Source organism: Streptomyces europaeiscabiei, from assembly GCF_001550375.1.
Lineage (GTDB): Bacteria > Actinomycetota > Actinomycetes > Streptomycetales > Streptomycetaceae > Streptomyces > Streptomyces europaeiscabiei.
The window spans coordinates 1-20913 of sequence record NZ_LRTR01000134.1; the positions used below are offsets into that span (position 1 = coordinate 1).

At 69.7% G+C, this 20913-nt stretch carries 23 protein-coding genes and 5 tRNA genes; 8 read left to right on the top strand and 20 right to left on the bottom strand.

Translation table 11 applies throughout. From position 1 onward, the window contains the following. On the bottom strand, positions 1 to 469 hold a 469-nt coding region (locus AWZ10_RS06230), incomplete at its 3' end, for a DAK2 domain-containing protein (protein ID WP_159058219.1). 301 nt (positions 470 to 770) lie between these two features. Between AWZ10_RS06230 and rpmB the strand changes: the two genes are divergently transcribed. Beyond that, entirely contained in the window at positions 771 to 956 is a 186-nt protein-coding gene (gene rpmB, locus AWZ10_RS06235; protein ID WP_003973430.1) for a 50S ribosomal protein L28, read from the top strand. Positions 957 to 1190: 234 nt separating this feature from the next. Here the strand turns inward: rpmB and thiD are convergent, their stop codons facing one another. Continuing rightward, on the bottom strand, positions 1191 to 2024 hold the full coding sequence (gene thiD, locus AWZ10_RS06240; protein ID WP_060890627.1) for a bifunctional hydroxymethylpyrimidine kinase/phosphomethylpyrimidine kinase: 834 nt from the start codon (positions 2022 to 2024) through the stop codon (positions 1191 to 1193). Beyond that, a complete protein-coding gene (locus AWZ10_RS06245; RefSeq protein ID WP_046706429.1) occupies positions 2021 to 2986 on the bottom strand; it encodes a thiamine-phosphate kinase in 966 nt (321 codons plus the stop codon). The genes thiD and AWZ10_RS06245 overlap by 4 nt, the downstream gene beginning before the upstream one ends. A gap of 218 nt (positions 2987 to 3204) precedes the next feature. On the opposite strand from AWZ10_RS06245, the gene AWZ10_RS06250 reads away from it, so the two are divergent. Next, complete coding sequence (locus AWZ10_RS06250; protein ID WP_037695943.1) at positions 3205 to 3438, top strand: Lrp/AsnC family transcriptional regulator; 234 nt, start codon at positions 3205 to 3207, stop codon at positions 3436 to 3438. 20 nt (positions 3439 to 3458) lie between these two features. Then, positions 3459 to 3980 (top strand): DUF3515 domain-containing protein, encoded by a 522-nt coding sequence (locus tag AWZ10_RS06255; protein ID WP_046706428.1) that lies wholly within the window; start codon positions 3459 to 3461, stop codon positions 3978 to 3980. 101 nt (positions 3981 to 4081) lie between these two features. Here the strand turns inward: AWZ10_RS06255 and AWZ10_RS06260 are convergent, their stop codons facing one another. Genes AWZ10_RS06260 through AWZ10_RS06270 form a run of 3 tightly spaced genes read right to left on the bottom strand, consistent with a single transcriptional unit; the run spans position 4082 to position 7118 of the window. Then, positions 4082 to 5239 (bottom strand): D-alanine--D-alanine ligase family protein, encoded by a 1158-nt coding sequence (locus AWZ10_RS06260; protein ID WP_046706427.1) that lies wholly within the window; start codon positions 5237 to 5239, stop codon positions 4082 to 4084. 59 nt (positions 5240 to 5298) lie between these two features. After that, complete coding sequence (locus tag AWZ10_RS06265) at positions 5299 to 6309, bottom strand: NAD(P)H-dependent glycerol-3-phosphate dehydrogenase (protein WP_046706426.1); 1011 nt, start codon at positions 6307 to 6309, stop codon at positions 5299 to 5301. Beyond that, positions 6306 to 7118 (bottom strand): lysophospholipid acyltransferase family protein, encoded by an 813-nt coding sequence (locus tag AWZ10_RS06270; protein ID WP_046706425.1) that lies wholly within the window; start codon positions 7116 to 7118, stop codon positions 6306 to 6308. Before AWZ10_RS06270 ends, AWZ10_RS06265 begins: the two co-directional genes overlap by 4 nt. 165 nt (positions 7119 to 7283) lie before the next feature. Here AWZ10_RS06270 and cofC point away from each other — a divergent pair, with 165 nt between their 5' ends. Beyond that, the gene (gene cofC, locus AWZ10_RS06275) at positions 7284 to 7934 is read left to right on the top strand and encodes a 2-phospho-L-lactate guanylyltransferase (RefSeq protein ID WP_046706424.1); all 651 of its coding nucleotides are present in this window, start codon (positions 7284 to 7286) and stop codon (positions 7932 to 7934) included. Positions 7935 to 7943: 9 nt separating this feature from the next. Then, complete coding sequence (locus tag AWZ10_RS06280; protein ID WP_046706423.1) at positions 7944 to 8147, top strand: hypothetical protein; 204 nt, start codon at positions 7944 to 7946, stop codon at positions 8145 to 8147. 186 nt (positions 8148 to 8333) lie between these two features. On the opposite strand, the gene AWZ10_RS06285 is transcribed toward AWZ10_RS06280, so the two are convergent. The 4 genes from AWZ10_RS06285 to leuC all read right to left on the bottom strand — a co-directional run bounded on the left by AWZ10_RS06285 (position 8334) and on the right by leuC (position 11680). Beyond that, entirely contained in the window at positions 8334 to 8993 is a 660-nt protein-coding gene (locus tag AWZ10_RS06285) for an HU family DNA-binding protein (RefSeq protein ID WP_046706422.1), read from the bottom strand. A gap of 138 nt (positions 8994 to 9131) precedes the next feature. Then, positions 9132 to 9362 (bottom strand): SCO5555 family protein, encoded by a 231-nt coding sequence (locus AWZ10_RS06290; RefSeq protein ID WP_046706421.1) that lies wholly within the window; start codon positions 9360 to 9362, stop codon positions 9132 to 9134. A gap of 287 nt (positions 9363 to 9649) precedes the next feature. Then, positions 9650 to 10243, bottom strand: a complete 594-nt coding sequence (gene leuD / locus AWZ10_RS06295; RefSeq protein ID WP_046706420.1) for a 3-isopropylmalate dehydratase small subunit — start codon at positions 10241 to 10243, stop codon at positions 9650 to 9652. A 6-nt stretch (positions 10244 to 10249) separates the two neighbouring features. Beyond that, positions 10250 to 11680 carry a 3-isopropylmalate dehydratase large subunit gene (gene leuC / locus AWZ10_RS06300; protein ID WP_046706419.1) on the bottom strand — a complete coding sequence of 477 codons (1431 nt, stop codon included), beginning with the start codon at positions 11678 to 11680 and terminating at the stop codon, positions 10250 to 10252. A 193-nt stretch (positions 11681 to 11873) separates the two neighbouring features. On the opposite strand from leuC, the gene ndgR reads away from it, so the two are divergent. Beyond that, positions 11874 to 12590, top strand: a complete 717-nt coding sequence (gene ndgR / locus AWZ10_RS06305) for an IclR family transcriptional regulator NdgR (protein ID WP_003993203.1) — start codon at positions 11874 to 11876, stop codon at positions 12588 to 12590. 121 nt (positions 12591 to 12711) lie between these two features. Here ndgR and AWZ10_RS06310 read toward each other — a convergent pair whose 3' ends face one another. Then, a complete protein-coding gene (locus AWZ10_RS06310; RefSeq protein ID WP_046706418.1) occupies positions 12712 to 13227 on the bottom strand; it encodes a DUF4188 domain-containing protein in 516 nt (171 codons plus the stop codon). Positions 13228 to 13308: 81 nt separating this feature from the next. Between AWZ10_RS06310 and AWZ10_RS06315 the strand changes: the two genes are divergently transcribed. Further along, positions 13309 to 13953 carry a MerR family transcriptional regulator gene (locus AWZ10_RS06315; RefSeq protein ID WP_046706417.1) on the top strand — a complete coding sequence of 215 codons (645 nt, stop codon included), beginning with the start codon at positions 13309 to 13311 and terminating at the stop codon, positions 13951 to 13953. Between the two features lie 54 nt (positions 13954 to 14007). Here AWZ10_RS06315 and AWZ10_RS06320 read toward each other — a convergent pair. The 9 genes from AWZ10_RS06320 to AWZ10_RS06360 form a co-directional block, all read right to left on the bottom strand. Continuing rightward, positions 14008 to 14080, bottom strand: a tRNA-Glu gene (locus tag AWZ10_RS06320). A gap of 31 nt (positions 14081 to 14111) precedes the next feature. After that, a tRNA-Gln gene (locus AWZ10_RS06325) sits at positions 14112 to 14183 on the bottom strand. A 20-nt stretch (positions 14184 to 14203) separates the two neighbouring features. After that, a tRNA-Glu gene (locus tag AWZ10_RS06330) sits at positions 14204 to 14276 on the bottom strand. A gap of 62 nt (positions 14277 to 14338) precedes the next feature. After that, a tRNA-Glu gene (locus tag AWZ10_RS06335) sits at positions 14339 to 14411 on the bottom strand. Positions 14412 to 14453: 42 nt separating this feature from the next. Beyond that, a tRNA-Gln gene (locus AWZ10_RS06340) sits at positions 14454 to 14525 on the bottom strand. Positions 14526 to 14614: 89 nt separating this feature from the next. Further along, positions 14615 to 15346: an HAD family hydrolase gene (locus AWZ10_RS06345; RefSeq protein ID WP_046706416.1), complete on the bottom strand. Its 732-nt coding sequence runs from the start codon at positions 15344 to 15346 to the stop codon at positions 14615 to 14617. 100 nt (positions 15347 to 15446) lie between these two features. Then, entirely contained in the window at positions 15447 to 16922 is a 1476-nt protein-coding gene (gltX, locus tag AWZ10_RS06350) for a glutamate--tRNA ligase (RefSeq protein WP_078935483.1), read from the bottom strand. After that, a complete protein-coding gene (locus tag AWZ10_RS06355; RefSeq protein ID WP_037695907.1) occupies positions 16915 to 17691 on the bottom strand; it encodes a fumarylacetoacetate hydrolase family protein in 777 nt (258 codons plus the stop codon). Before AWZ10_RS06355 ends, gltX begins: the two co-directional genes overlap by 8 nt. Before the next feature lie 219 nt (positions 17692 to 17910). Beyond that, on the bottom strand, positions 17911 to 18090 hold the full coding sequence (locus AWZ10_RS06360) for a hypothetical protein (RefSeq protein ID WP_046706413.1): 180 nt from the start codon (positions 18088 to 18090) through the stop codon (positions 17911 to 17913). A 606-nt stretch (positions 18091 to 18696) separates the two neighbouring features. Here AWZ10_RS06360 and AWZ10_RS06365 point away from each other — a divergent pair. Continuing rightward, positions 18697 to 20913 (top strand): sensor histidine kinase (locus AWZ10_RS06365; RefSeq protein ID WP_159058220.1); only part of this gene is annotated, 2217 nt, incomplete at its 3' end.

The following is a 20913-nucleotide window of genomic DNA, read 5'->3' on the forward strand; positions in this document are numbered from 1 at the left end:
AGGCGACCGTGAGGACGGTGCCCTCGACGGGGTGGGCGACGGCGTCACGGGCGGAGTCGGCGGCGTGCCGGAGGGCGAGCCGCAGGCCCCGGCCGTCGGTGTGGGCCGCCTCACCGTCACCGGAGAGGACCTGGGCCATGCCCCGGAGAAGCTGGGCGAGGATCGTCCCGGAGTTCCCCCGGGCCCCGATCAGGGCCCCGTGCGCCATGGCCCGCGCCGCCTCGGCGAGCGTGGGCTTGCCCGCACCGGCCGCGGGGCCTGCGGCCTCGTGGCCCGCGAACACCGCCTCCACGGCCGCCGCGGCCGACTCCATCGTCAGGTACAGGTTCGTGCCGGTGTCGCCGTCGGCCACCGGGTACACGTTGATGGCGTCGATCTCCTCACGCGCGCGTCCCAGCGCCGCCAGCGCGAGTCCGCACCAGGTGCGTACCGCGAGAGCATCGAAGAATGTCTGCGGCACCTGCGGCACCTGCGCCTCCTTGAGCTGCGTGGCTGCTGGACGTGGGACCAGAGGGGACGCCACACGTCGCACGCAGCGTAGACCCGAGGTGGTGACCGCCGGTAAGAGGGCCGGGACGAGGCCCGGACCAGCCATGGTAGTTTCGTTGCACGGACGCAGTCGTTGTATGCTGCTCCGGTTGTCCGATACGGATCGACAATCCGAATCGGGCCATCCCCCTGGCAACGCCACTCAGATCCCAGTCAATGGGATCGTGATCCCGGCATGCCGGGATCAACCGTAAGTGCATCTGAAGTCTTTGGAGTGACCCGTGGCTGCCAACTGCGACGTCTGCGGCAAGGGGCCGGGCTTCGGCAACAACATCTCGCACTCGCACCGCCGTACGTCCCGTCGCTGGAACCCGAACATCCAGCGCGTGCGTACCGTGGTCAGTGGGACGCCGAAGCGCGTGAACGCCTGCACCTCGTGCATCAAGGCCGGCAAGGTCTCGCGCTGACGCTCAGCCAGCGCGCGGCCACTGCTGGTTCGCTGCTCAGAGCCGGTCCACCGTAAGGTGGGCCGGCTTTTTGCCATGCTCGCCCGCCTCCATCACCTCGCGCTGGACCACGGCGGCCCCGCACTCGGACCGCAGGTGCGTGCCGTCCCGGACGTCCTGGGTCCGACCACCTGTACCGCGACGCGATCGCGCGGATCCATGCCGACCGGCTCACCGAGAAGTCGGCCACGGACATCAAGCTGCCGGCGTCCCCCGCGTGAGGGCCCACCCGTGCGCCACGGGGCCGATCCCCCGACCGAGCGCGAACCCGGCGGCGATCGCCCCGGTGACGTACTCCTTGGCCGCCACCACGGCCTCCGGCACGGTCCGTCCCAACGCGAGGTGCGAGGCGATCGCGGAGGCGAGGGTGCAGCCCGTGCCGTGCGTGTGCCGGTTGTCGTACCTGGGGGCCCGCAGCCAGTGCTCGTCGGAACCGTCGGTCAGCAGGTCGACGGCGTCTCCCGAGAGGTGCCCGCCCTTGATCAGCGCCCATCGGGGCCCGTACGTCAGCAGGGCCTCGGCCGCCTCGCGCATCCCGGCCTCCGACCGGACCCGCATGCCGGTGAGTTGGGCCACCTCGTCGAGGTTGGGGGTCGCCACGGTCGCCACCGGCAGCAGCCGCGTCCGTACGGAGTCCAGCGCGGAGGCGGCGAGGAGCGGGTCGCCGTGCTTGGAGACACCGACCGGGTCGACGACGACGGGTGCGTCCGTGGCGGCCAGCAACTCGGCGACCGCCTCGACGAGTTCGGCGGAGGCGAGCATGCCGGTCTTGACCGCCTGGACGCCGATGTCGTCGACGACACTGCGGTACTGGGCGCGTACGGCCTCGACGGGCAGTTCCCAAGCACCCTGCACGCCCAGGGAGTTCTGCGCGGTGACGGCCGTGACGACGCTCATGCCGTGCATACCGAGCGCGAGCATCGTCTTCAGGTCGGCCTGGATCCCCGCTCCGCCGCCCGAGTCGGACCCGGCCACGGTGAGCACCCTCACCGGGGCACCCGTCGGGTCCGCGGCCCCGGACGCGCTCATGACTCGATGTCCGCGAAGTGGTCCCAGCCGCCCTTGCTGGTCCAGGGCGCCCCGTCCACGGTCACCTGGGGCAGCGCCGAGGGGTTGAGGACCTCGCCGATGACCTTCCACCGCGCGGGCAGCTTCACGTCCGCCGGGAAGGTCGCCACGATCGCGTGGTCCTCGCCGCCGGTGAGCACCCACTGGAGGGGGTCGACGCCGACGGCCTGCCCGATGTCGTGCATCTGGGAGGGGATGTCGATCGCGCCGGAGCGGATGTCGATCCGGCACTTGCTCGCCTCGGCGATGTGCCCCAGGTCCGCGATCAGCCCGTCGCTCACGTCACACATCGCGGTCGCGCCCAGGGAGGCGGCGGCGGGGCCCGCGTGGTACGGCGGCTCGGGGCGCCGGTGGGCCTCCACGAAGGCGCGGGGCGAGCGGAAGCCGCGGGAGAGCACCGCGTGCCCGGCGGCGGACCAGCCGAGCCAGCCGGTGACGGCCACGACGTCGCCGGGCTGGGCGCCGCCCCTGATCACGGGCTCGTGGTTGCGCAGGTCGCCGAGGGCGGTGATCGAGATCATGATGGTGTCGCCGCGGACGACGTCACCGCCCACCACGGCCGCACCGGCGACCTGGCACTCGTCGCGCAGGCCGTCCATCAGCTCCGTGGCCCAGGTCACCGGGAGTTCGGCGGGCGCGACCAGGCCGAGGAGCAGCGCGGTGGGCACGGCGCCCATGGCGGCGATGTCCGCGAGGTTCTGCGCGGCCGCCTTGCGTCCGACGTCGTACGCCGTGGACCAGTCGCGCCGGAAGTGCCGTCCCTCGAGGAGCAGGTCGGTGCTCGCCACGACCCTGCGGTCCGGCGCCGCCACCACGGCGGCGTCGTCGCCGGGCCCGACCCGGACCGCCGGGGTGGTGGTGAGCCGGGAGGTCAACTCCCTGATGAGCCCGAACTCCCCCAGCTCTCCCACGGTGCCCTTCATCGTCGTATCGCCCCTTCTCGTGCCGCTTCCAGTGTCACTCGTGCCCGGTCGCGGGCCGTTGTCGTCCTCGGTACGGTCGAGTGGACCGTCAACTTCCGTCGTCCCCGCACCCCGGTGTGCGCGGCGCGGCCTCCACGGGTCTCCCCGCGACGCGTGGCGACGCGATACCGTGGCGTTCCTTTTCCCCACATGATCCTCGTGGCCGCCCTGGAGGTTCCGTGGTACAGGCGTACATCCTGATCCAGACCGAGGTCGGCAAGGCGTCGACCGTCGCCGACGCGATCAGCAAGATCCCTGGAGTCGTCCAGGCCGAGGACGTGACGGGTCCCTACGACGTCATCGTGCGCGCCCAGGCCGACACCGTCGACGACCTCGGTCGGCTGGTGGTCGCGAAGGTCCAGCAAGTGGACGGGATCACCCGCACCCTGACCTGCCCGGTCGTGCATCTGTAGCCCCCGTCTACCCTTGGCCGGTGAACTCGTTCCGTCACCGGCGCTCCGCTCGCCTCGGGCTGCCCGTCCTGGCCGTGTCGTTGATCGCCGTCGCGGGCTGCTCCTCAGCAGACGACGGCGGCTCGGCGGCGGTTCCCAGCGCTGGGGCCGCCGCCGTGAGACTGTGCCGGAACCTGGACGAGGTGTTGCCGCGCGAGGTGGACGGTCTCAGCCGCCAGGATCCCCAGCCGGCCTCCGAGCTGACGGCGGGCTGGGGTGACGCGGTGATCATACTGCGCTGTGGTGTGCCCCAGCCGCCCAAGATGATCGACCCCTCGGTGGCCGAGGGGCGTGACGCCGATGCCGTGGCCGGGGCCGTCGACGGGGTGGACTGGCTGATGGAGAGGCGGGACGACGGGTCGTACCGCTTCACCACGGCGAATCGCTCCGCGTATGTGGAGGTGACGGTGTCGGCGGATCGGGCCGGGGAGGACACCTCACCGATCCTGGTGGGGCTCGCTCCTGCCATCAAGAAGGCGGTTCCCGAGGGGGTTGCCTCCTGAGGGGATGCCTCAGGAGGCCGTCGGGAGACTACGGACCGGTGTGTGGCCGGTCGCGCAGGTCCCCGCGCCCTTCTGGGCCTTCGGCCCGTCAGGGGCTCGTCTCAGCGCAGGCCCGTCGAGCGGTGCAGGGCGGCCTGGACCAGGCGGTCCACCAGCTCCGGGTACTCGATCCCGCTCGCCTTCCACATCGCCGGGTACATCGAGATCGGGGTGAAGCCGGGCAGCGTGTTGATCTCGTTGATCACGAACTCGCCGTCCTCCGTGAGGAAGAAGTCCGCGCGGACCAGGCCCTCGCAGGACGCCGCGTCGAAGGCGTCGACGGCGAGCCGCTGGACCTCGGCGGTCTCCTGCGGCGTCAGCGGGGCCGGGACGAGGCCGGGCGTCGAGTCGATGTACTTGGCCTCGAAGTCGTAGTACGCGTGGGCCTCGGGCGGCGGGATCTCGGCGGGGACGGAGGCCCGGGGGCCGTCCTCGAACTCCAGGACACCGCACTCGATCTCACGGCCGCGCAGGGCCGCCTCGACGAGGATCTTCGGGTCGTGGCGCTGGGCCTCGGTGATCGCCTCGTCGAGACCGGCGAGGTCGTCGACCTTGGTGATGCCGATGGAGGAGCCCGCGCGGGCGGGCTTCACGAAGAGGGGCCAGCCGTGCTCACCCGCGAGGTCGATGATCTTCTTGCGGGCGGCGGCCTCGTCGAGCTGCCACTCGCGCGGCCGGATCACCACGTACGGGCCGACCTTGAGCCCGAAGGAGGTGAACACCCGCTTCATGTACTCCTTGTCCTGGCCGACGGCCGAGGCGAGGACGCCCGAGCCGACGTACGGGACACCGGAGAGCTCCAGCATGCCCTGGAGGGTGCCGTCCTCGCCGTACGGGCCGTGCAGGACGGGGAAGACGACGTCGACCTCGCCGAGCGCCTTCGGTACCGATCCGGGCTCGCTGTAGACGACTTCGCGGTTGGCGGGGTCGACGGGGAGCACCACGCCGCCCTCCCGTGATTCGGCGAGTTCCTCGACGCTCGGCGTGCGGCGGTCGGTGATCGCCATGCGGTCCGGTTCGTCGGCGGTGAGGAACCAGCGGCCTTCCCGGGAGATGCCGATCGGCAGGACGTCGTACTTCGTCCGGTCGATGGCCCGCAGGACGGCACCGGCAGTGACCACGGAGATCCCGTGTTCCGAGCTGCGGCCGCCGAAGACGACGGCCACGCGCGGCTTGCGGGACGGCTGCTCAGGGCTCTGGGGAAGGTTCTCGCTGCTCATATCGCGTTGAGAGTACCCGTTGGTAGTGCGCCAGTCAGTGCCCATACTGTCGCTTTCGCTCAGCGTCGCTCAGGCTTGGCGCTGCGCGACATCATCTCCTTGAGGGCGACGACCGGCGGCTTGCCGTCGTGGACGATGTCGACGACCGTCTCCGTGATGGGCATGTCGACGCCGTGCCGGCGCCCCAAGTCCAGTACGGACTCACAGGACTTGACGCCCTCGGCGGTCTGCCTGGTGACCGCGATGGTCTCCTGGAGGGTCATGCCCTTGCCGAGGTTGGTGCCGAAGGTGTGGTTGCGGGAGAGCGGCGAGGAGCAGGTCGCCACCAGGTCGCCGAGGCCCGCGAGTCCGGCGAAGGTGAGCGGGTCGGCGCCCATCGCGAGGCCGAGGCGGGTCGTCTCGGCGAGACCGCGGGTGATGAGCGACCCCTTGGCGTTGTCGCCGAGGCCCATGCCGTCCGCGATGCCGACGGCGAGACCGATCACGTTCTTCACAGCGCCGCCCAGCTCGCAGCCGACGACGTCGGTGTTGGTGTACGGGCGGAAGTACGGAGTGTGGCAGGCGGCCTGGAGCCGCTGGGCGACGCCCTCGTCGGTGCAGGCGACCACGGAGGCGGCCGGCATCCGGGAGGCGATCTCCCGCGCCAGGTTGGGCCCGGTGACGACGGCGATACGGTCCTGCCCGACCTTCGCGACGTCCTCGATCACCTCGCTCATCCGCATGGCGGAACCGAGTTCGACGCCTTTCATCAGCGAGACGAGGACGGTGTCGGGGGCCAGCAGCCCGGTCCAGTCGGCGAGGTTGGCGCGCAACGTCTGGGAGGGGACGGCGAGGACCGTGAAGTCGGCGTCGGCGGCGGCCTCGGCGGCGTCGGCGGTGGCCCGCAGGTTCTCCGGGAGCTGCACTCCGGGCAGGTAGTCCGGGTTGGTGCGGGTGGAGTTGACCGCGTCGGCGAGATCCGGGCGCCGCCCCCACAGAACGGTCTCGCATCCCGCGTCGGCGAGCACCATGCCGAAGGCCGTGCCCCACGAACCGGTGCCGAACACTGCCGCCTTGACCGGCTTGCTCACTTGCCCTGCCCCTCTTCCTGACGTTGCTGTCCCCGCAGTGCTCCATTGTGCTGCTCGGGCCGCCGGCGCTCGACCGCCCGGGCGGTCCTGCGCCGCTGCTCGGTCCGCTCCCGCTTCGGGTCGTACGGCGTCTCGGGCGCCTTCTCGCCGCGGATCTCCTCCAGCTGGTGGGTGACGGCGGCCATGATGACCTCCGTCGCGTCCTTCAGCAGGTCCGGGCTCATCTCCTGGCCGTAGAAGCGCGTGAGGTCCACGGGCGGGCCCGCGAGCACGTGGTGGGTCTTGCGCGGCAGCAGGCTGGGCTTCTTGGCGTACGGGGGAAGCAGTTCGTTGGCGCCCCACTGCGCGACCGGGATCACCGGGCACCTGGTCTGCAGGGCGACCCGCGCGGCACCGGTCTTGCCGGTCATGGGCCAGCCGTCCGGGTCGCGGGTGAGGGTGCCCTCGGGGTAGAAGGCGACGCACTCGCCGCGCTCCACGGCGTCGATCGCGGCCCGGAAGGCACTCAGCGCGTCGGTGCTCTCGCGATAGACGGGAATCTGCCCGGTGCCCCGCATGATGGCGCCGATGAATCCCTTGCCGAAGAGACCGCTCTTCGCGAGAAATCGCGGAACCCGGCCGCTGTTGTACTGATAATGGGCGTACGCAAAGGGATCGACATGCGAATTGTGGTTCACGGCAGTGATAAATCCACCCTCGGCCGGAATGTTCTCCATTCCACGCCAGTCCCGCTTGATCAGCACCACCAGGGGCGGTTTGGCGATCACCGCGGCGAGGCGGTACCAGAAGCCGATTCTCCGGCGGGGCACGCGGACACCTTCCTCTAGGACTTCCCAGGGCCTGTTCCGGGGGCCCGGAGCCGCACAAGTGTCGCCCCGGGCTGCCGGTCTGTCGAGAACACCGTACGCCCCGCCCTGTGGCCGTCCATTGCGCCCAGGTGACAATGGCGGCGACAAGAGAGGGACGGAACGCCCGTGCAGTGGACCCTGGTCGTACCCGTGAAGCCCCTGGAGCGGGCCAAGAGCAGGCTCTCGGACACCGCCGCCGACGCGGTGCGCCCCGGCCTGGCCCTCGCCTTCGCCCAGGACACCGTGGCCGCGGCCCTGGCCGCCACGGCGGTCCGCGGTGTGGTGGTGGTCACGGACGACCCCCTCGCCGCCCGCGAACTGGCGGCCCTGGGCGCCCGCACCGTCCCGGAGGACCCCCGCGGCGGATCCCGGGACGGCCTGAACGCCGCTCTGCGGCACGGAACAGCCGTCGTACGCGATGCACGACCGCAAAGCCCCGTGGCGGCCCTGAACGCCGATCTGCCCGCTCTGCGCTCCGAGGAATTGACCCGCGTCCTGAACGCGGCCGCCGAATTCCCCCGCTCTTTCCTCCCCGACGCCGCCGGCACCGGCACCACCCTGCTCGCCGCCACCCCCGGCCACGATCTCTCCCCCGCCTTCGGCCCCGACTCCCGCCTGCGCCACCGCCGCTCCGGCGCCGTGGAACTCGCTCTCGCCACCGTCGACTCCGTGCGCCAGGACGTCGACACCGGCGACGACCTCCGCGCCGCCCTCGGCCTCGGCGTCGGCCCCCGTACGGCCGCCGCGGCCGCGCGCCTGCTCATCCCCGGCCAGTAGGCTGCGGCCATGCAGGCCACCGCGTACACCTACGACCCCGTCACCCGCACCGGCCAGGTCCTCCTGGACGACGGCACCCCGGTCCCCTTCGACGCCCCCGCCTTCGACGCGGGCGCCCTGCGCCTCCTCCGCCCGGGCCAGCGGGTACGCATCGAGACGGAGGGCGGGGCGGAGAGCCTGCGCATCACCCTGATCACCCTGCAGACGTTCTGAAGCGGAGCCGGACCGGGGCCGCGCCCCGGTCGGGGCGCCGAGAACCGCGGAAGCAGCCACACACACCGCACCCGCCCGCGCACAAGTGCCGCAACGGCGAGCAGTCAGCAGAAGTCTCCGGAACACGCCGCGGGCCGGGCTCCTCGACAGGAGCCCGGCCCGGCGCGTGTGTGAGTACCCGGCGTGCTACGCCTGGCGAGTGGCAGCCTTCTTCGCGGTCGTCTTGCGAGCTGTCGACTTCTTGGCCGGCGCCTTCTTCGCGGTGGCCTTCTTGGCCGGCGCCTTCTTCGCCGCGGTCTTCTTCGCCGCCGCCGTGGTCTTCTTGGCGGTCGTCTTCTTCGCCGCCGCCGTCTTGGTGGTGGCCTTCTTCGCGGTCGTCTTCTTCGCCGTGGCCTTCTTCGCGGTGGCCGTCGTCTTCTTCGCGGCGGCCGTGGTCTTGCGGGCGGTCGTCGCCCTCTTCGCCGCCGTGGTCTTCTTCGCCGCGGCCTTCTTGACCGTCGCCGAAGCCCCACCGCTCAGGCTGCCCTTGGGCGCCTTCTTGACCGCGACCTCGCCACCACGGGGAAGCTTCTTCGAGCCGCTCACCAGGTCCTTGAAGCCCTGGCCCGCGCGGAAACGCGGCACGGAGGTCTTCTTGACCCGAACCCGCTCACCCGTCTGCGGGTTGCGGGCGTAACGGGCCGGCCGGTCGACCTTCTCGAAGGAACCGAAGCCGGTGACCGACACCCGGTCCCCGGCGACGACCGCGCGGACGATGGCGTCCAGAACGGCGTCGACCGCGTCGGCGGCCTGCTGACGCCCGCCGACCTTGTCCGCAATCGCTTCTACGAGCTGCGCCTTGTTCACGTCTTCCCCTTCGGAGACATCGCCAGAACGAAAGTGTTCAAGCTTTTTCGCACGTTAGGCAGATATATACCGCAAATCAAACACGAAACGGGCTTATCACCCTTGTGCCGCAACGAACTCGGCAGCCATGGAGTTCTCTCAGCGTTCCCCTGTGGGCATTCGCCCCTCGTCGAGGTCCGTCGTGAAGCCCTCCAGACGCCTTGCCGCGTCGGCGAGATCGTGCTTGGCCACGGCCGTAATGACCAGCAGCTTCCGGGTCAGCGCCATGCGTACGCCCTCCGGGACTTGCAGTGCGCGCACCCTTGAGTGCGCTTCCTTGAGTTGGCCCGCGACCGCCGTATAGAGCTCGAGTTGGCCGTCGTGTTCCATGCACAGATTGTGCCATCTGGGGCGAGTTGTCGCCTGCGCAGGGGGCAACTGCCGTCTCCCGGAGGCCTTGGGAGCACCCCCGGTCGATGCCACACCATGATGCGCGTACCCCAGCAATCACCTTTGTAACTAGGGGAGTTGAAACCTTTCTGCACATGACTTCGAAGGTCTCCGGACCCGGACATGCAGGTACCCCCAACCGTGCACGATTGGGGGTACCTGGGGGTGTCGCGGTGGCTGGAATCCGCCTTGCGCGGGCCGCCCGACGGGTCGCTCGCGCCGCTGGATCAGACCTTCAGCGTCCTCGGCTTGTGCGAGGGCCGCTTGGCCTCGTAGGCGGAGATGTCGGCCTCGTTCTGGAGGGTGATGGAGATGTCGTCCAGCCCGTTCAGCAGCCGCCAGCGGGAGTTCTCGTCCAGCTCGAAGGAGGCGGTGATGCCCTCGGCACGCACCTCGCGGGCCTGGAGGTCGACCGTGATCTCGGCCTCGGGGTCCTTGTCGGTGAGGTCCTGCAGCGCGTCCACGATCTTCTGGTCCAGAACGACCGTGAGCAGGCCGTTCTTGAGCGAGTTGCCGCGGAAGATGTCGGCGAAGCGGGAGGAGATGACGGCCTTGAAGCCGTAGTTCTGCAGCGCCCAGACGGCATGCTCGCGGGAGGAGCCGGTGCCGAAGTCGGGGCCGGCGACCAGGACGGTGGCGCCCTTGCGCTCGGGCTGGTTGAGGATGAAGGACGGGTCCTTGCGCCAGGCCTCGAACAGTCCGTCCTCGAAGCCGTCCCTGGTCACCTTCTTGAGCCAGTGGGCGGGGATGATCTGGTCGGTGTCGACGTTGCTGCGGCGCAGCGGGACGGCCCGGCCGGTGTGTGTGGTGAATGCTTCCATGGCTGTTCAGACTCCAGCGGGCGCGGGGGCGGTGGCGTCGGTCAGGTCGGCGGGGGACGCCAGATGGCCCAGGACGGCCGTCGCGGCGGCGACCTGCGGCGAGACCAGGTGCGTACGTCCGCCCTTGCCCTGTCGGCCCTCGAAGTTGCGGTTGGAGGTGGACGCGGAACGCTCACCGGGGGCCAGCTGGTCGGGGTTCATGCCCAGGCACATCGAGCAGCCCGCGTGCCGCCACTCGGCGCCGGCCTCCTTGAAGACGACGTCCAGGCCCTCGGAGACGGCCTGCAGACCGACCCGCGCGGAGCCCGGGACGACCAGCATCCGTACGCCGTCGGCGACTTTGCGGCCCTTGATCAGCTCGGCGGCGGCGCGCAGGTCCTCGATGCGGCCGTTGGTGCACGAACCTACGAAGACGGTGTCCACATTGATGGACTTCAGCGGCTGACCGGCCTCCAACCCCATGTACTCCAGGGCCTTTTCGGCGGCGAAGCGCTCCGAAGCGTCCTCGTACGAAGCCGGGTCGGGGACCGACGCCGAAAGCGGCGCGCCCTGGCCGGGGTTGGTGCCCCAGGTGACGAAGGGCGACAGGGCGGTGCCGTCGATGACCACCTCGGCGTCGAACTCGGCGTCCTCGTCCGTCCTCAGCGTCTTCCAGTACGCGACGGCCGCGTCCCAGTCCTCGCCCTCGGGGGCGTGCGGACGACCCTTGAGGTACTCGAAGGTGGTCTCGTCGGGGGCGATCATGCCCGCGCGGGCGCCGGCCTCGATCGACATGTTGCAGATGGTCATGCGGGCTTCCATCGAGAGTTTCTCGATGGCCGGGCCCCGGTACTCCAGGACATAGCCCTGGCCGCCGCCGGTGCCGATCCTGGCGATGATCGCCAGGATCAGGTCCTTGGCGGTGACGCCGTCGGCCAGATCGCCCTCGACCGTGATGGCCATGGTCCTGGGACGGACCAGCGGCAGCGTCTGCGTGGCCAGCACGTGCTCCACCTGGGAGGTGCCGATACCGAACGCCAGACCGCCGAAGGCGCCGTGCGTGGAGGTGTGGGAGTCACCACAGACGACCGTCATACCGGGCTGGGTCAGACCCAGCTGCGGGCCCACGACGTGCACGACACCCTGCTCGACGTCGCCCAGCGGGTGCAGACGCACACCGAACTCGGCGGCGTTCGCGCGCAGCGTCTCCAGCTGTACCCGGGAGACCGGGTCCGCGATGGGCTTGTCGATGTCGAGGGTGGGGGTGTTGTGGTCCTCGGTCGCGATGGTCAGGTCGAGCCGGCGAACCTTCCGCCCGCTCTTGCGGAGACCGTCGAAGGCCTGGGGGCTGGTCACCTCGTGCAGCAGGTGCAGATCGATGAAGAGGAGGTCGGGCTCGCCCTCGGCGCGCCGGACGACATGGTCGTCCCAGACCTTCTCCGCGAGTGTCCTACCCATCGCTTTCCCTCCGGCCGGCTTGTCCGAGCGCCGGCCCAACTAGAGATATCGGAGGTGGCGAGCGCACATACCCCCCGCATGGGCGCCGGCCGCCGGGCTCGTTGGTCCGCGAGCCGTTGTTCTGCTTCCAGAGTGGCAAGGTCCACGCGAAATTGAACTTGCGTTTCACAGAGTGAGACGCGAGTATCGTTGCATGGACAACAGTAGCGGCGTCGGCGTTCTGGACAAGGCGGCCCTGGTCCTGAGCGCTCTGGAGTCCGGTCCGGCCACCCTCGCGGGTCTGGTCGGCGCCACCGGACTCGCACGACCCACGGCCCACCGCCTGGCCGTGGCTCTGGAACACCACCGCATGGTGGCACGCGACATGCAGGGCCGTTTCATCCTCGGCCCCCGGCTGGCCGAGCTGGCCGCGGCCGCCGGCGAGGACCGCCTCCTCGCGACGGCGGGCCCGGTGCTCACGCATCTCCGTGACATCACGGGCGAGAGCGCGCAGCTCTATCGCCGGCAGGGCGACATGCGCATCTGTGTCGCCGCCGCGGAACGGCTCTCAGGTCTGCGGGACACGGTCCCGGTCGGCTCGACCCTCACGATGAAAGCCGGTTCCTCGGCCCAGATCCTCATGGCCTGGGAGGAGCCCGAGCGCCTGCACCGCGGCCTCCAGGGCGCCCGCTTCACGGCCACCGCCCTCTCGGGCGTACGGCGCCGGGGCTGGGCCCAGTCCATCGGTGAGCGCGAGCCGGGCGTCGCCTCGGTCTCCGCCCCCGTGCGCGGCCCGTCGAACCGCGTGGTGGCCGCCGTCTCGGTCTCCGGCCCCATCGAGCGCCTCACCCGCCACCCCGGCCGCATGCACGCCCAGGCGGTCATCGACGCCGCGGGCCGCCTCTCGGAGGCCCTGCGCCGCACGGGCTGACCCCCGGAAAACCCGTCCGACCACGAAGAAGGCCTGCCTCAACGCCGCGGCAGGCCTTTTCTCGTGGGGCGACATCAGCCCCGCGGCCGCCGGAGCACGCTCCCTCACGGCGACCAGGCGCTCACGCACTCACCCCTTTCCCCGACCGATGGGCGAACCGCTCCTTCGCCGACTTCCCCCGTCCCTCGATCGGCAGCACCCCCGTGGCCGCCGCGAGGCCGAACGCGGGCATGTCGGCGTAGATCGACTCGTACGACCCCTCCGGCACCACGTACGTCTCGTGCCAGAGCCCCACATGCTGACGCGACTTCCCCTTGCGCTCCTTGCGGTTCATCGCGGCCCACGCCACGCGGTGGAACGCGTCGGGCGCGTGCGCGTACCCGTACAGCTTCTCCTTGGACTCCCAGTACTGGACGACGTAGTACGTCCGCGGCGAGGCCGTGAGCAGCACGGCGTTCAGCAGCCCCCGGTCCGGGTCCTTCCGCAGCTCCCGAAGCATCCGTGGCATCGCCGCGAGCACGGGCCCCCAGTGATGCACGGCCCAGAAGTGATTGATCCTCATGCCGATCAACAGGACCACCACGTCGCCCTCGGCACTCGCGGTGGTGCGACCGGCGACAACCCGCTTTCCGAACATGACTCCCCCTTGTTGGTGAGCGGCACTATCCGATCAACCATGCTTGGATAGTGACACTTCCCAAGGAGAGGCGCAAGAGATATGCGGCTGGCGGAGCTGAGCGAGCGCAGCGGGGTGTCCACGGCGACGATCAAGTACTACCTGCGCGAAGGGCTGTTGGCGCCGGGCCGCCAGATCAACGCGACGACGGCGGAGTACGACGAGGATCATCTGCGCCGACTGCGGCTCGTGCGGGCGTTGATCCAGGTGGGCAAGGTGCCGGTGGCGAACGCCCGGGAGGTGCTGAAGCACGTGGACGACGAGTCGCTGGGCCGTACGATCCGGCTCGGGGCGGCCCTGTGGGCATTGCCGCAGACCCCCGGCGCGACCGAGGACGACCCGGTCACGGTCGCCGCGACGGCCGAGGTGGACCGCCTGCTGCGGACACTGGGCTGGGATTCGGCGAGGGAGATCGGCCCTCTCTCCCCCACGCACCGTTCCCTGGTGGCACTGGTGGCGACGCTGCTGCGGCTCGGCTATCCGTGCGGCGCCGAACTCATGGCCCCGTACGCCGAGTTGATGCATCAGGCGGCCGCCCGGGACCTGGACCACATGGAGACCTACGCGTCCGACACGGAGAAGGTGGAGGTGGCCGTCTCGGCGGCGGTGCTGTTCGAGCCGGTGCTCCGCTCGCTGCACCGACTGGCTCAGGAGGAGGAGTCGGCGCGGCGGTACGGCATCGAGTAGCGCCGGAGCACACGACGAAGGCCCCCCACCGAAGTGGAGGGCCTTCACTCGACGTACCCCCGACCGGATTCGAACCGGCGCTACCGCCTTGAGAGGGCGGCGTGCTAGGCCGCTACACAACGGGGGCCCTAGCGATCCTGCGTTTCCGCAGGTCCGAGCTGGTCTACCTGGACTCGAACCAAGAATGACGGTACCAGAAACCGTAGTGTTGCCAATTACACCATAGACCAATATGGTTTAGACCTTTGCGTACCCCCGACCGGATTCGAACCGGCGCTACCGCCTTGAGAGGGCGGCGTGCTAGGCCGCTACACAACGGGGGCCCTAGCGATCCTGCATCGATGGTGGTGGGAGCTACCCTGGCCACCTTCGCGGGAAGGATCAGTACCCCCGACCGGATTCGAACCGGCGCTACTGCCGTGAGAGGGCAGCGTGCTAGGCCGCTACACAACGGGGGCTTCGCGGAGATGATCTCCGCTTGTGCAGATGAGCTCTGCGAGCTGGCCTACCTGGACTCGAACCAAGACTAACGGAACCAGAAACCGTCGTGCTGCCAATTACACCATAGGCCACTGGAACTCAAGCCCCTGAAGGGATCTTGTTCTAGTGTGCACCTCCGGTCCCCGGCCTTTCGGCCCGCTCCGGCGGCGCAGGAAGAACATTACCCGAAGGTGGACGGCGCTCCAAAACGGGTATCCGAGCCGAGGATCGCGGGGAGTTCGGCGAGGGTGGCGATCCGGTGCGGCCCGACGGGCGGGTCGACGATCGCGTGGAGACCGCCTCGGTCGATCCAGACCGACAGCAGACCTGCGTCGGCGGCGCCCCGGCCGTCGATCTCCGGATGGTCGCCGACGTACACGACCTCGTGCGGCGCCAGCTCCAGTGCCTCGCAGGCCACATGGAACGCCTCGGCGGCCGGCTTGTGGACGCCCAGCTGCTCGGCGCACAACACCGTCTCGAAGCGGTCCCACACGCCGAGGGCGCGCAGCTTGCGTTCCTGGACGGGGAGGCTGGAGTTGGACAGCACCGCGTGCCGGTGGCTGGCGGCGAGCGCGTCCAGGACGGGCACGACGTCGGGGAAGAGCGACCAGGCCCGCTCGTAGTGCGCGATGTAGCGCTCGAACCAGGCGTCGGCCTCCGTGTCGCTGAGGGGTCGGCCGTGGAAGTCCCGTACGCGGTCGCGGCGGGTGGCCTCCCAGTCGCCCTCGCCCGCCGCGTACCGCCTCCAGTGCAGGCTCGTCAGTTCGCGCCAGCGCGTCAGAGCCTCTTCGACGGAGTCGTACCCGAGCAGCAGGCCCTCGGCGGCGAGATGGTCCCGCATACCGGCCCGGTCGGCCGCGGTGTAGTCGAAAAGGGTGTCGTCGACGTCCCAGAGCACGGCCTTGATGTCCATGATCCGACGGTAGCCCGAGGCCTGCCGTCCTGTCCGGAGGATGGGGGATGACGAAGGGGCGGCACCCGGACTGCCGGATACCGCCCCTGCCGTACGAGAGTTACGCGACCAGCCTGGCCAGGGCCGCGTCGATCCTCGCCATGGTCTTCTCCCGGCCCAGGATCTCCAGGGACTCGAAGAGGGGGAGGCCGATTGTGCGGCCGGTGACGGCGACGCGAACCGGGGCCTGGGCCTTGCCGAGCTTGAGGCCGTGGGCCTCGCCGGCGGCCAGGACGGCCTCCTTCAGGGACTCGGCCGAGGTCCAGTCGGCCGCCTCCAGCTTCTCCTTCGCCGTACGGAGCAGCGCGTCGGAGCCCTCCTTCATGGCCTTCGCCCAGCTCGCCTCGTCCTCCGCCGGCTCCGGCAGGAACAGGAAGTCGACGTTCTCCGTGATCTCCGAGAGGACCTTGAGGCGGGTCTGCGCGTGGGGGGCGATGGCCTCCCACTTGGCCTCGTCGAAGTCCTCCGGCGCCCAGGGGGCGAACGGGGCCTTCAGCCACGGGGCGCAGCGCTCGGTGAAGTCCTTCACATCCAGCAGGCGGATGTGGTCGGCGTTGATCGCCTCGGCCTTCTTCAGGTCGAAGCGGGCCGGGTTGGGGTTCACGTCCGCGACGTCGAAGGCGGCGACCATCTCCTCGATCGTGAAGATGTCCTTGTCGGCGGAGAGCGACCAGCCGAGCAGGGAGAGGTAGTTGAGCAGGCCCTCGGGGAGGAAACCGCGCTCCCGGTAGAGGTTCAGGCTCGACTCCGGGTCGCGCTTGGAGAGCTTCTTGTTGCCCTCGCCCATCACGTACGGCAGGTGGCCGAAGGACGGGATCTCCTTGGCGATGCCCAGCTCGGTCAGTGCCTTGTAGAGGGCGATCTGTCGGGGCGTGGAGGAGAGCAGGTCCTCGCCGCGCAGGACGTGGGTGATCTCCATCAGCGCGTCGTCGACGGGGTTGACGAGCGTGTAGAGCGGGGCGCCGTTCGCGCGGACGATGCCGTAGTCCGGCACGTTCTCCGGGGTAAAGGTCAGCTCTCCGCGAACCAGGTCCGTGAAGGTGATCGTCTCGTCGGGCATCCGGAAGCGGACGATCGGCTCACGGCCCTCGGCCTCGTACCGGGCCTTCTGCTCCGGGGTGACCTCGCGGCACTTGCCGTCGTAGCCGGAGGGCTTTCCGGCGGCGCGGGCGGCGTCACGGCGCTCCTCCAGTTCGGAGGCGGTGCAGTAGCAGTGGTAGGCGTGCCCGGCGTCCTTGAGCTTCTCGGCCACCTCCTGGTACGTCTCCATGCGCTGCGACTGGCGGTACGGCGCGTGCGGGCCGCCCACCTCGGGGCCCTCGTCCCAGGTGAAGCCCAGCCAGCGCAGGGAGTCCAGGAGCTGCCCGTAGGACTCCTCGGAGTCGCGGGCCGCGTCGGTGTCCTCGATGCGGAAGACGAACGTGCCGCCGGTGTGGCGGGCGAACGCCCAGTTGAACAGGGCCGTACGGACCAGGCCCACATGGGGGTTGCCGGTCGGGGACGGACAGAAACGTACGCGGACGGAGCCGTTAGCCACGCTTGATCACCTTGTTGGTGAGAGTGCCGATGCCTTCGATGGTGACGGCGACCTCGTCGCCGACGTTGAGGGGGCCGACCCCTGCCGGGGTGCCCGTGAGGATCACGTCGCCGGGGAGCAGCGTCATGGCCTCGGTGATGTTGACGATCAGGTCCTCGATGGAGTTGATCATCTCGCTCGTCCGGCCCAGCTGGCGCTGCCCGCCGTTGACCGTGAGCTGGATGGTCAGGTCGCTCGGGTCGAGGTCGGTCTCCACCCAGGGGCCCAGCGGGCAGGAGGTGTCGAAGCCCTTGGCCCTGGCCCACTGCTTCTCGCGCTTCTGGACGTCACGGGCGGTGACGTCGTTGGCGCAGGTATAGCCGAAGACCACGTCCTTGACGCGTTCGCGCGGGACCTCGCGGCACAGGCGGCCGATGACGACGGCCAGCTCTGCCTCGTGGTGCAGTTCCTGCGAGAACGAGGGGTACTGGATCTCGTCGCCGGAGCCGATCACCGAGGTGGCCGGCTTGAAGAAGGCGAACGGGGCGTCGGGTACCTCGTTGCCCAGCTCGCGCGCGTGTTCGGCGTAGTTGCGGCCGAAGGCCACGATCTTGTTGGGGAGCACCGGCGGCAGCAGCCTGACCTTGCTGAGCGGGACCTTCGTACCGGAGAGCTCGAAGTCCGCGAACGGAATGCCCTTGATGATGTCGAGGACGAGCTCGTCCGGCTTGTCGCCCTCGACCGCGCCGAAGGCTACGTTCCCGTCGATGGAGAACCTGGCGATGCGCACGGGATGCTTGCGCCCCTTAACTGAGCTGGCTGGAGTCTGACGGTCCAGGCTAACGCGGGGCGGGGTGCCCGCCTCGCGCATTATTGGTGACGCACGCACGCCGAAGGGCGCCCGGCACGTGCCGGGCGCCCTTCGGCTTCGCACGCACGGGAATCCGCCGAATCTTCACAGAAACCGGGTTGAGCGGTTGACGGATCCCGCGCGTACTTGAGCGTGCAACTACTCCGCCGCCTGGACCGGGACCGTCATCAGGATCGTCCGCCGGGGGTTGGCGGTCTGGGAGGGGAGGTCGACGGAGTGCTCCTGCTCCGGCGTGCGCAGGTCCTCGGCGTCGGCGAGGTGGGCCAGCGTCGTACGCCGGGGGTTGGCTATGTTGCGGAACATCGTCGTCGTCTTCACTGGTGTCCTGGACCTCGTCATGTACGGGCGCCGGGCGGACCGCAAGGGCCGTCCCACAAGCGCGGGTTGTCGGATTCGCCATCCCTGTAAAGCGTCAGGCTAAACATGCGATTCCCGGGTCAAGTCGTGAAGAAGGCATGATCGGCGTGTGAGTTTCCTCACTCAGTCGTGGGTAAAACGGGCAATCCCGGCCATCAATTCGCCCCCACGAAACGGACATCTGTTACCTGAAGCGCTCATTCCGCTCCTGATCATGGCGACTGGGACACCCAGCTCACGCCATGAAGTCGCACGGTTATGTCCGTAATAAGCGGAAACACCTTCCACGCCCGGTGACACAGTCCTCACATGCTGTCACAGTGAACAGACCGTTACCCATTGGCCTTGTTGCAGATCCGGCACTGTGCTGGAATTCCACGGACCGCCGCAGGATCGTGCCGGCGCGCAGAGGCGCAGATCAACAGCGCCTGGCGGCGGTGGGAGGGGGAGCCAGCGCCGGTCACTCACGACCACCCAATTGGGGACGTATTCAGGGCGCCCCCGAAGACGCCGACACCGTCCCGCCGTTCACGCGGTGGGGCGCCTGGTCCAGAGGTTGCGACGCTAGTGCAGGGACGTTTCAAGAGGGATGGCAGCGCTTCGGCGGAGCCGGAGCCACACAACGGAGCCGGTAACGGTTCCTCCCCCCAGCACGCCCAGAACCCGGGTCCGGCGGAGATCGGCGACGGCGGGGAGCGCTCCGGGCGCCCCGGCGCGTCAGTTGCTCCCGTGCCGTCCGGGAAATCCAAGGGCGGTACCAACGGCGGAGTCGGCCACGGCTCCCGAATAGCCCTGCGCAACTGGCGCATCTCGACCCGTCTCGTCTCGCTGCTCGCGCTCCCCGTGGTGGCGGCGACCTCGCTCGGTGCCCTGCGCATCGGCGACAACGTGGACGACATCCAGCAGCTCGACAACATGCGGCTGCTCACCGACATGACCAAGCAGGCGACCGAGCTCGCCACCGCGCTCCAGCAGGAGCGTGACCAGTCGGCCGGTCCCCTGTCGCACGGTCTGAACGCCAACGACTACACGGTCAAGGGCGCCCGCGAGAAGACCGACCAGGCCCGCATCCAGTTCACGGACGCGACCCAGGCCGCCGAGACCGCGAACACCACCACGAAGTTGCCCGGTGTCCGCGACAGCCTCGTCCGGGTCGTGCGCGAGCTCTACAACCTCAGCACCATCCGCAAGAACGCCTACGTGGACCCCAAGAACTCCACGCAGACGGTCGAGGCCTACCACCGCCTGGTCGACCAGCTGCTGGAGCTGTCCACGGACATGGCCGAGGCCACCAGCAACCCGGACATGATCAAGCGGACCCGTGCCCTGGCGGCCTTCTCCTCCGCCAAGGAGTACGCCTCCGTGCAGCGCGCGGTCATCGCGGCGGCCCTGCCCGAGACCGACAACAAGGCCGGCCAGCTCTCCGAGAACGACCGGCTGTACGCGTTCGCGGCGCTGGGCAACGAGGAGTCCGACCGCAGCACCTTCCGCGACATCTACGGCTCCGGTGCCGAGGTCAAGACCAGGCCGATCGACGACGCGAGCCCCACCATCGAGGCCTCCGACGTCTACGCGGACCGGGTCCTCGCCAGCGCGGGTGGGCTGGGCGGGCAGGACAAGCGCTCGTACAAGGACTGGACCGACGACTCCGCGGCCAAGATCGAGCAGATGAAGAAGATCGAGGGCTCGCTCCTCGAGGAGATGGAACAGACCGCCCGTAACCTCCGCGCCGACGCGGAGCAAGAGGCGATCATCTCCGGTGCGCTGATCCTGCTCGTCCTCGGTGTCTCCCTGGTCGGCGCGTTCGTCGTGGCCCGGTCGATGATCCGCTCGCTGCGCCGACTGCAGGACACCGCGACCAAGGTCGCCCAGGACCGGCTGCCCGAGCTGGTCAAGCAGCTGTCGGAGTCGGACCCGCAGGACGTCGACACCTCCGTCGAGTCGGTCGGTGTGCACTCCCGGGACGAGATCGGCCAGGTGGCCGCGGCCTTCGACGACGTGCACCGCGAGGCCGTCCGCCTCGCCGCCGAGCAGGCCCTCCTGCGGGGCAACGTCAACGCGATGTTCACCAACCTCTCGCGCCGCTCCCAGGGCCTCATCCAGCGTCAGCTCTCGCTCATCTCCGAACTGGAGTCGCGCGAGGCCGACCCGGACCAGCTGTCCTCCCTGTTCAAGCTCGACCACCTCGCGACCCGCATGCGCCGTAACGGTGAGAACCTCCTCGTTCTCGCCGGTGAAGAGCCCGGCCGCCGCTGGACCCGCCCGGTCCCGCTGGTCGACGTGCTCCGCGCCGCAGCCTCCGAGGTGGAGCAGTACGAGCGCATCGAACTGTCCTCCGTGCCGACGACCGAGGTCGCCGGCCGCGTGGTCAACGACCTCGTGCACCTCCTCGCCGAGCTGCTGGAGAACGCCACCTCCTTCTCCTCGCCGCAGACCAAGGTCAAGGTCACCGGTCACGCCCTGCCCGACGGCCGGGTGCTGATCGAGATCCACGACACGGGTATCGGCCTCTCCCCCGAGGACCTCGCGGCGATCAACGAGCGGCTCGCCTCGCCGCCCACCGTGGACGTGTCGGTCTCCCGCCGCATGGGTCTGTTCGTGGTCGGCCGGCTGTCCCAGCGCCACGGCATCCGTATCCAGCTGCGCCCGTCCGACTCGGGCGGTACGACCGCGCTCGTCATGCTTCCGGTCGACGTGGCACAGGGCAACAAGAAGCCCATGCCGAACAAGCCCGGCCAGGGCGCTCCGTCCACCGGCGGTCCGGCCGCCGCGCAGGCCGCGGCC

Excerpts from the sequence above, each read along its gene's own strand:
- thiD (WP_060890627.1), bottom strand. The coding sequence starts at position 2,024 with ATGAGCGCGTCCGGGGCCGCGGACCCGACGGGTGCCCCGGTGAGGGTG.
- AWZ10_RS06245 (WP_046706429.1), bottom strand. The coding sequence starts at position 2,986 with ATGAAGGGCACCGTGGGAGAGCTGGGGGAGTTCGGGCTCATCAGGGAG.
- AWZ10_RS06260 (WP_046706427.1), bottom strand. The coding sequence starts at position 5,239 with ATGAGCAGCGAGAACCTTCCCCAGAGCCCTGAGCAGCCGTCCCGCAAG.
- AWZ10_RS06280 (WP_046706423.1), top strand. The coding sequence starts at position 7,944 with ATGCAGGCCACCGCGTACACCTACGACCCCGTCACCCGCACCGGCCAG.
- AWZ10_RS06290 (WP_046706421.1), bottom strand. The coding sequence starts at position 9,362 with ATGGAACACGACGGCCAACTCGAGCTCTATACGGCGGTCGCGGGCCAA.
- leuD (WP_046706420.1), bottom strand. The coding sequence starts at position 10,243 with ATGGAAGCATTCACCACACACACCGGCCGGGCCGTCCCGCTGCGCCGC.
- leuC (WP_046706419.1), bottom strand. The coding sequence starts at position 11,680 with ATGGGTAGGACACTCGCGGAGAAGGTCTGGGACGACCATGTCGTCCGG.
- ndgR (WP_003993203.1), top strand. The coding sequence starts at position 11,874 with ATGGACAACAGTAGCGGCGTCGGCGTTCTGGACAAGGCGGCCCTGGTC.
- AWZ10_RS06310 (WP_046706418.1), bottom strand. The coding sequence starts at position 13,227 with ATGTTCGGAAAGCGGGTTGTCGCCGGTCGCACCACCGCGAGTGCCGAG.
- AWZ10_RS06315 (WP_046706417.1), top strand. The coding sequence starts at position 13,309 with ATGCGGCTGGCGGAGCTGAGCGAGCGCAGCGGGGTGTCCACGGCGACG.
- AWZ10_RS06345 (WP_046706416.1), bottom strand. The coding sequence starts at position 15,346 with ATGGACATCAAGGCCGTGCTCTGGGACGTCGACGACACCCTTTTCGAC.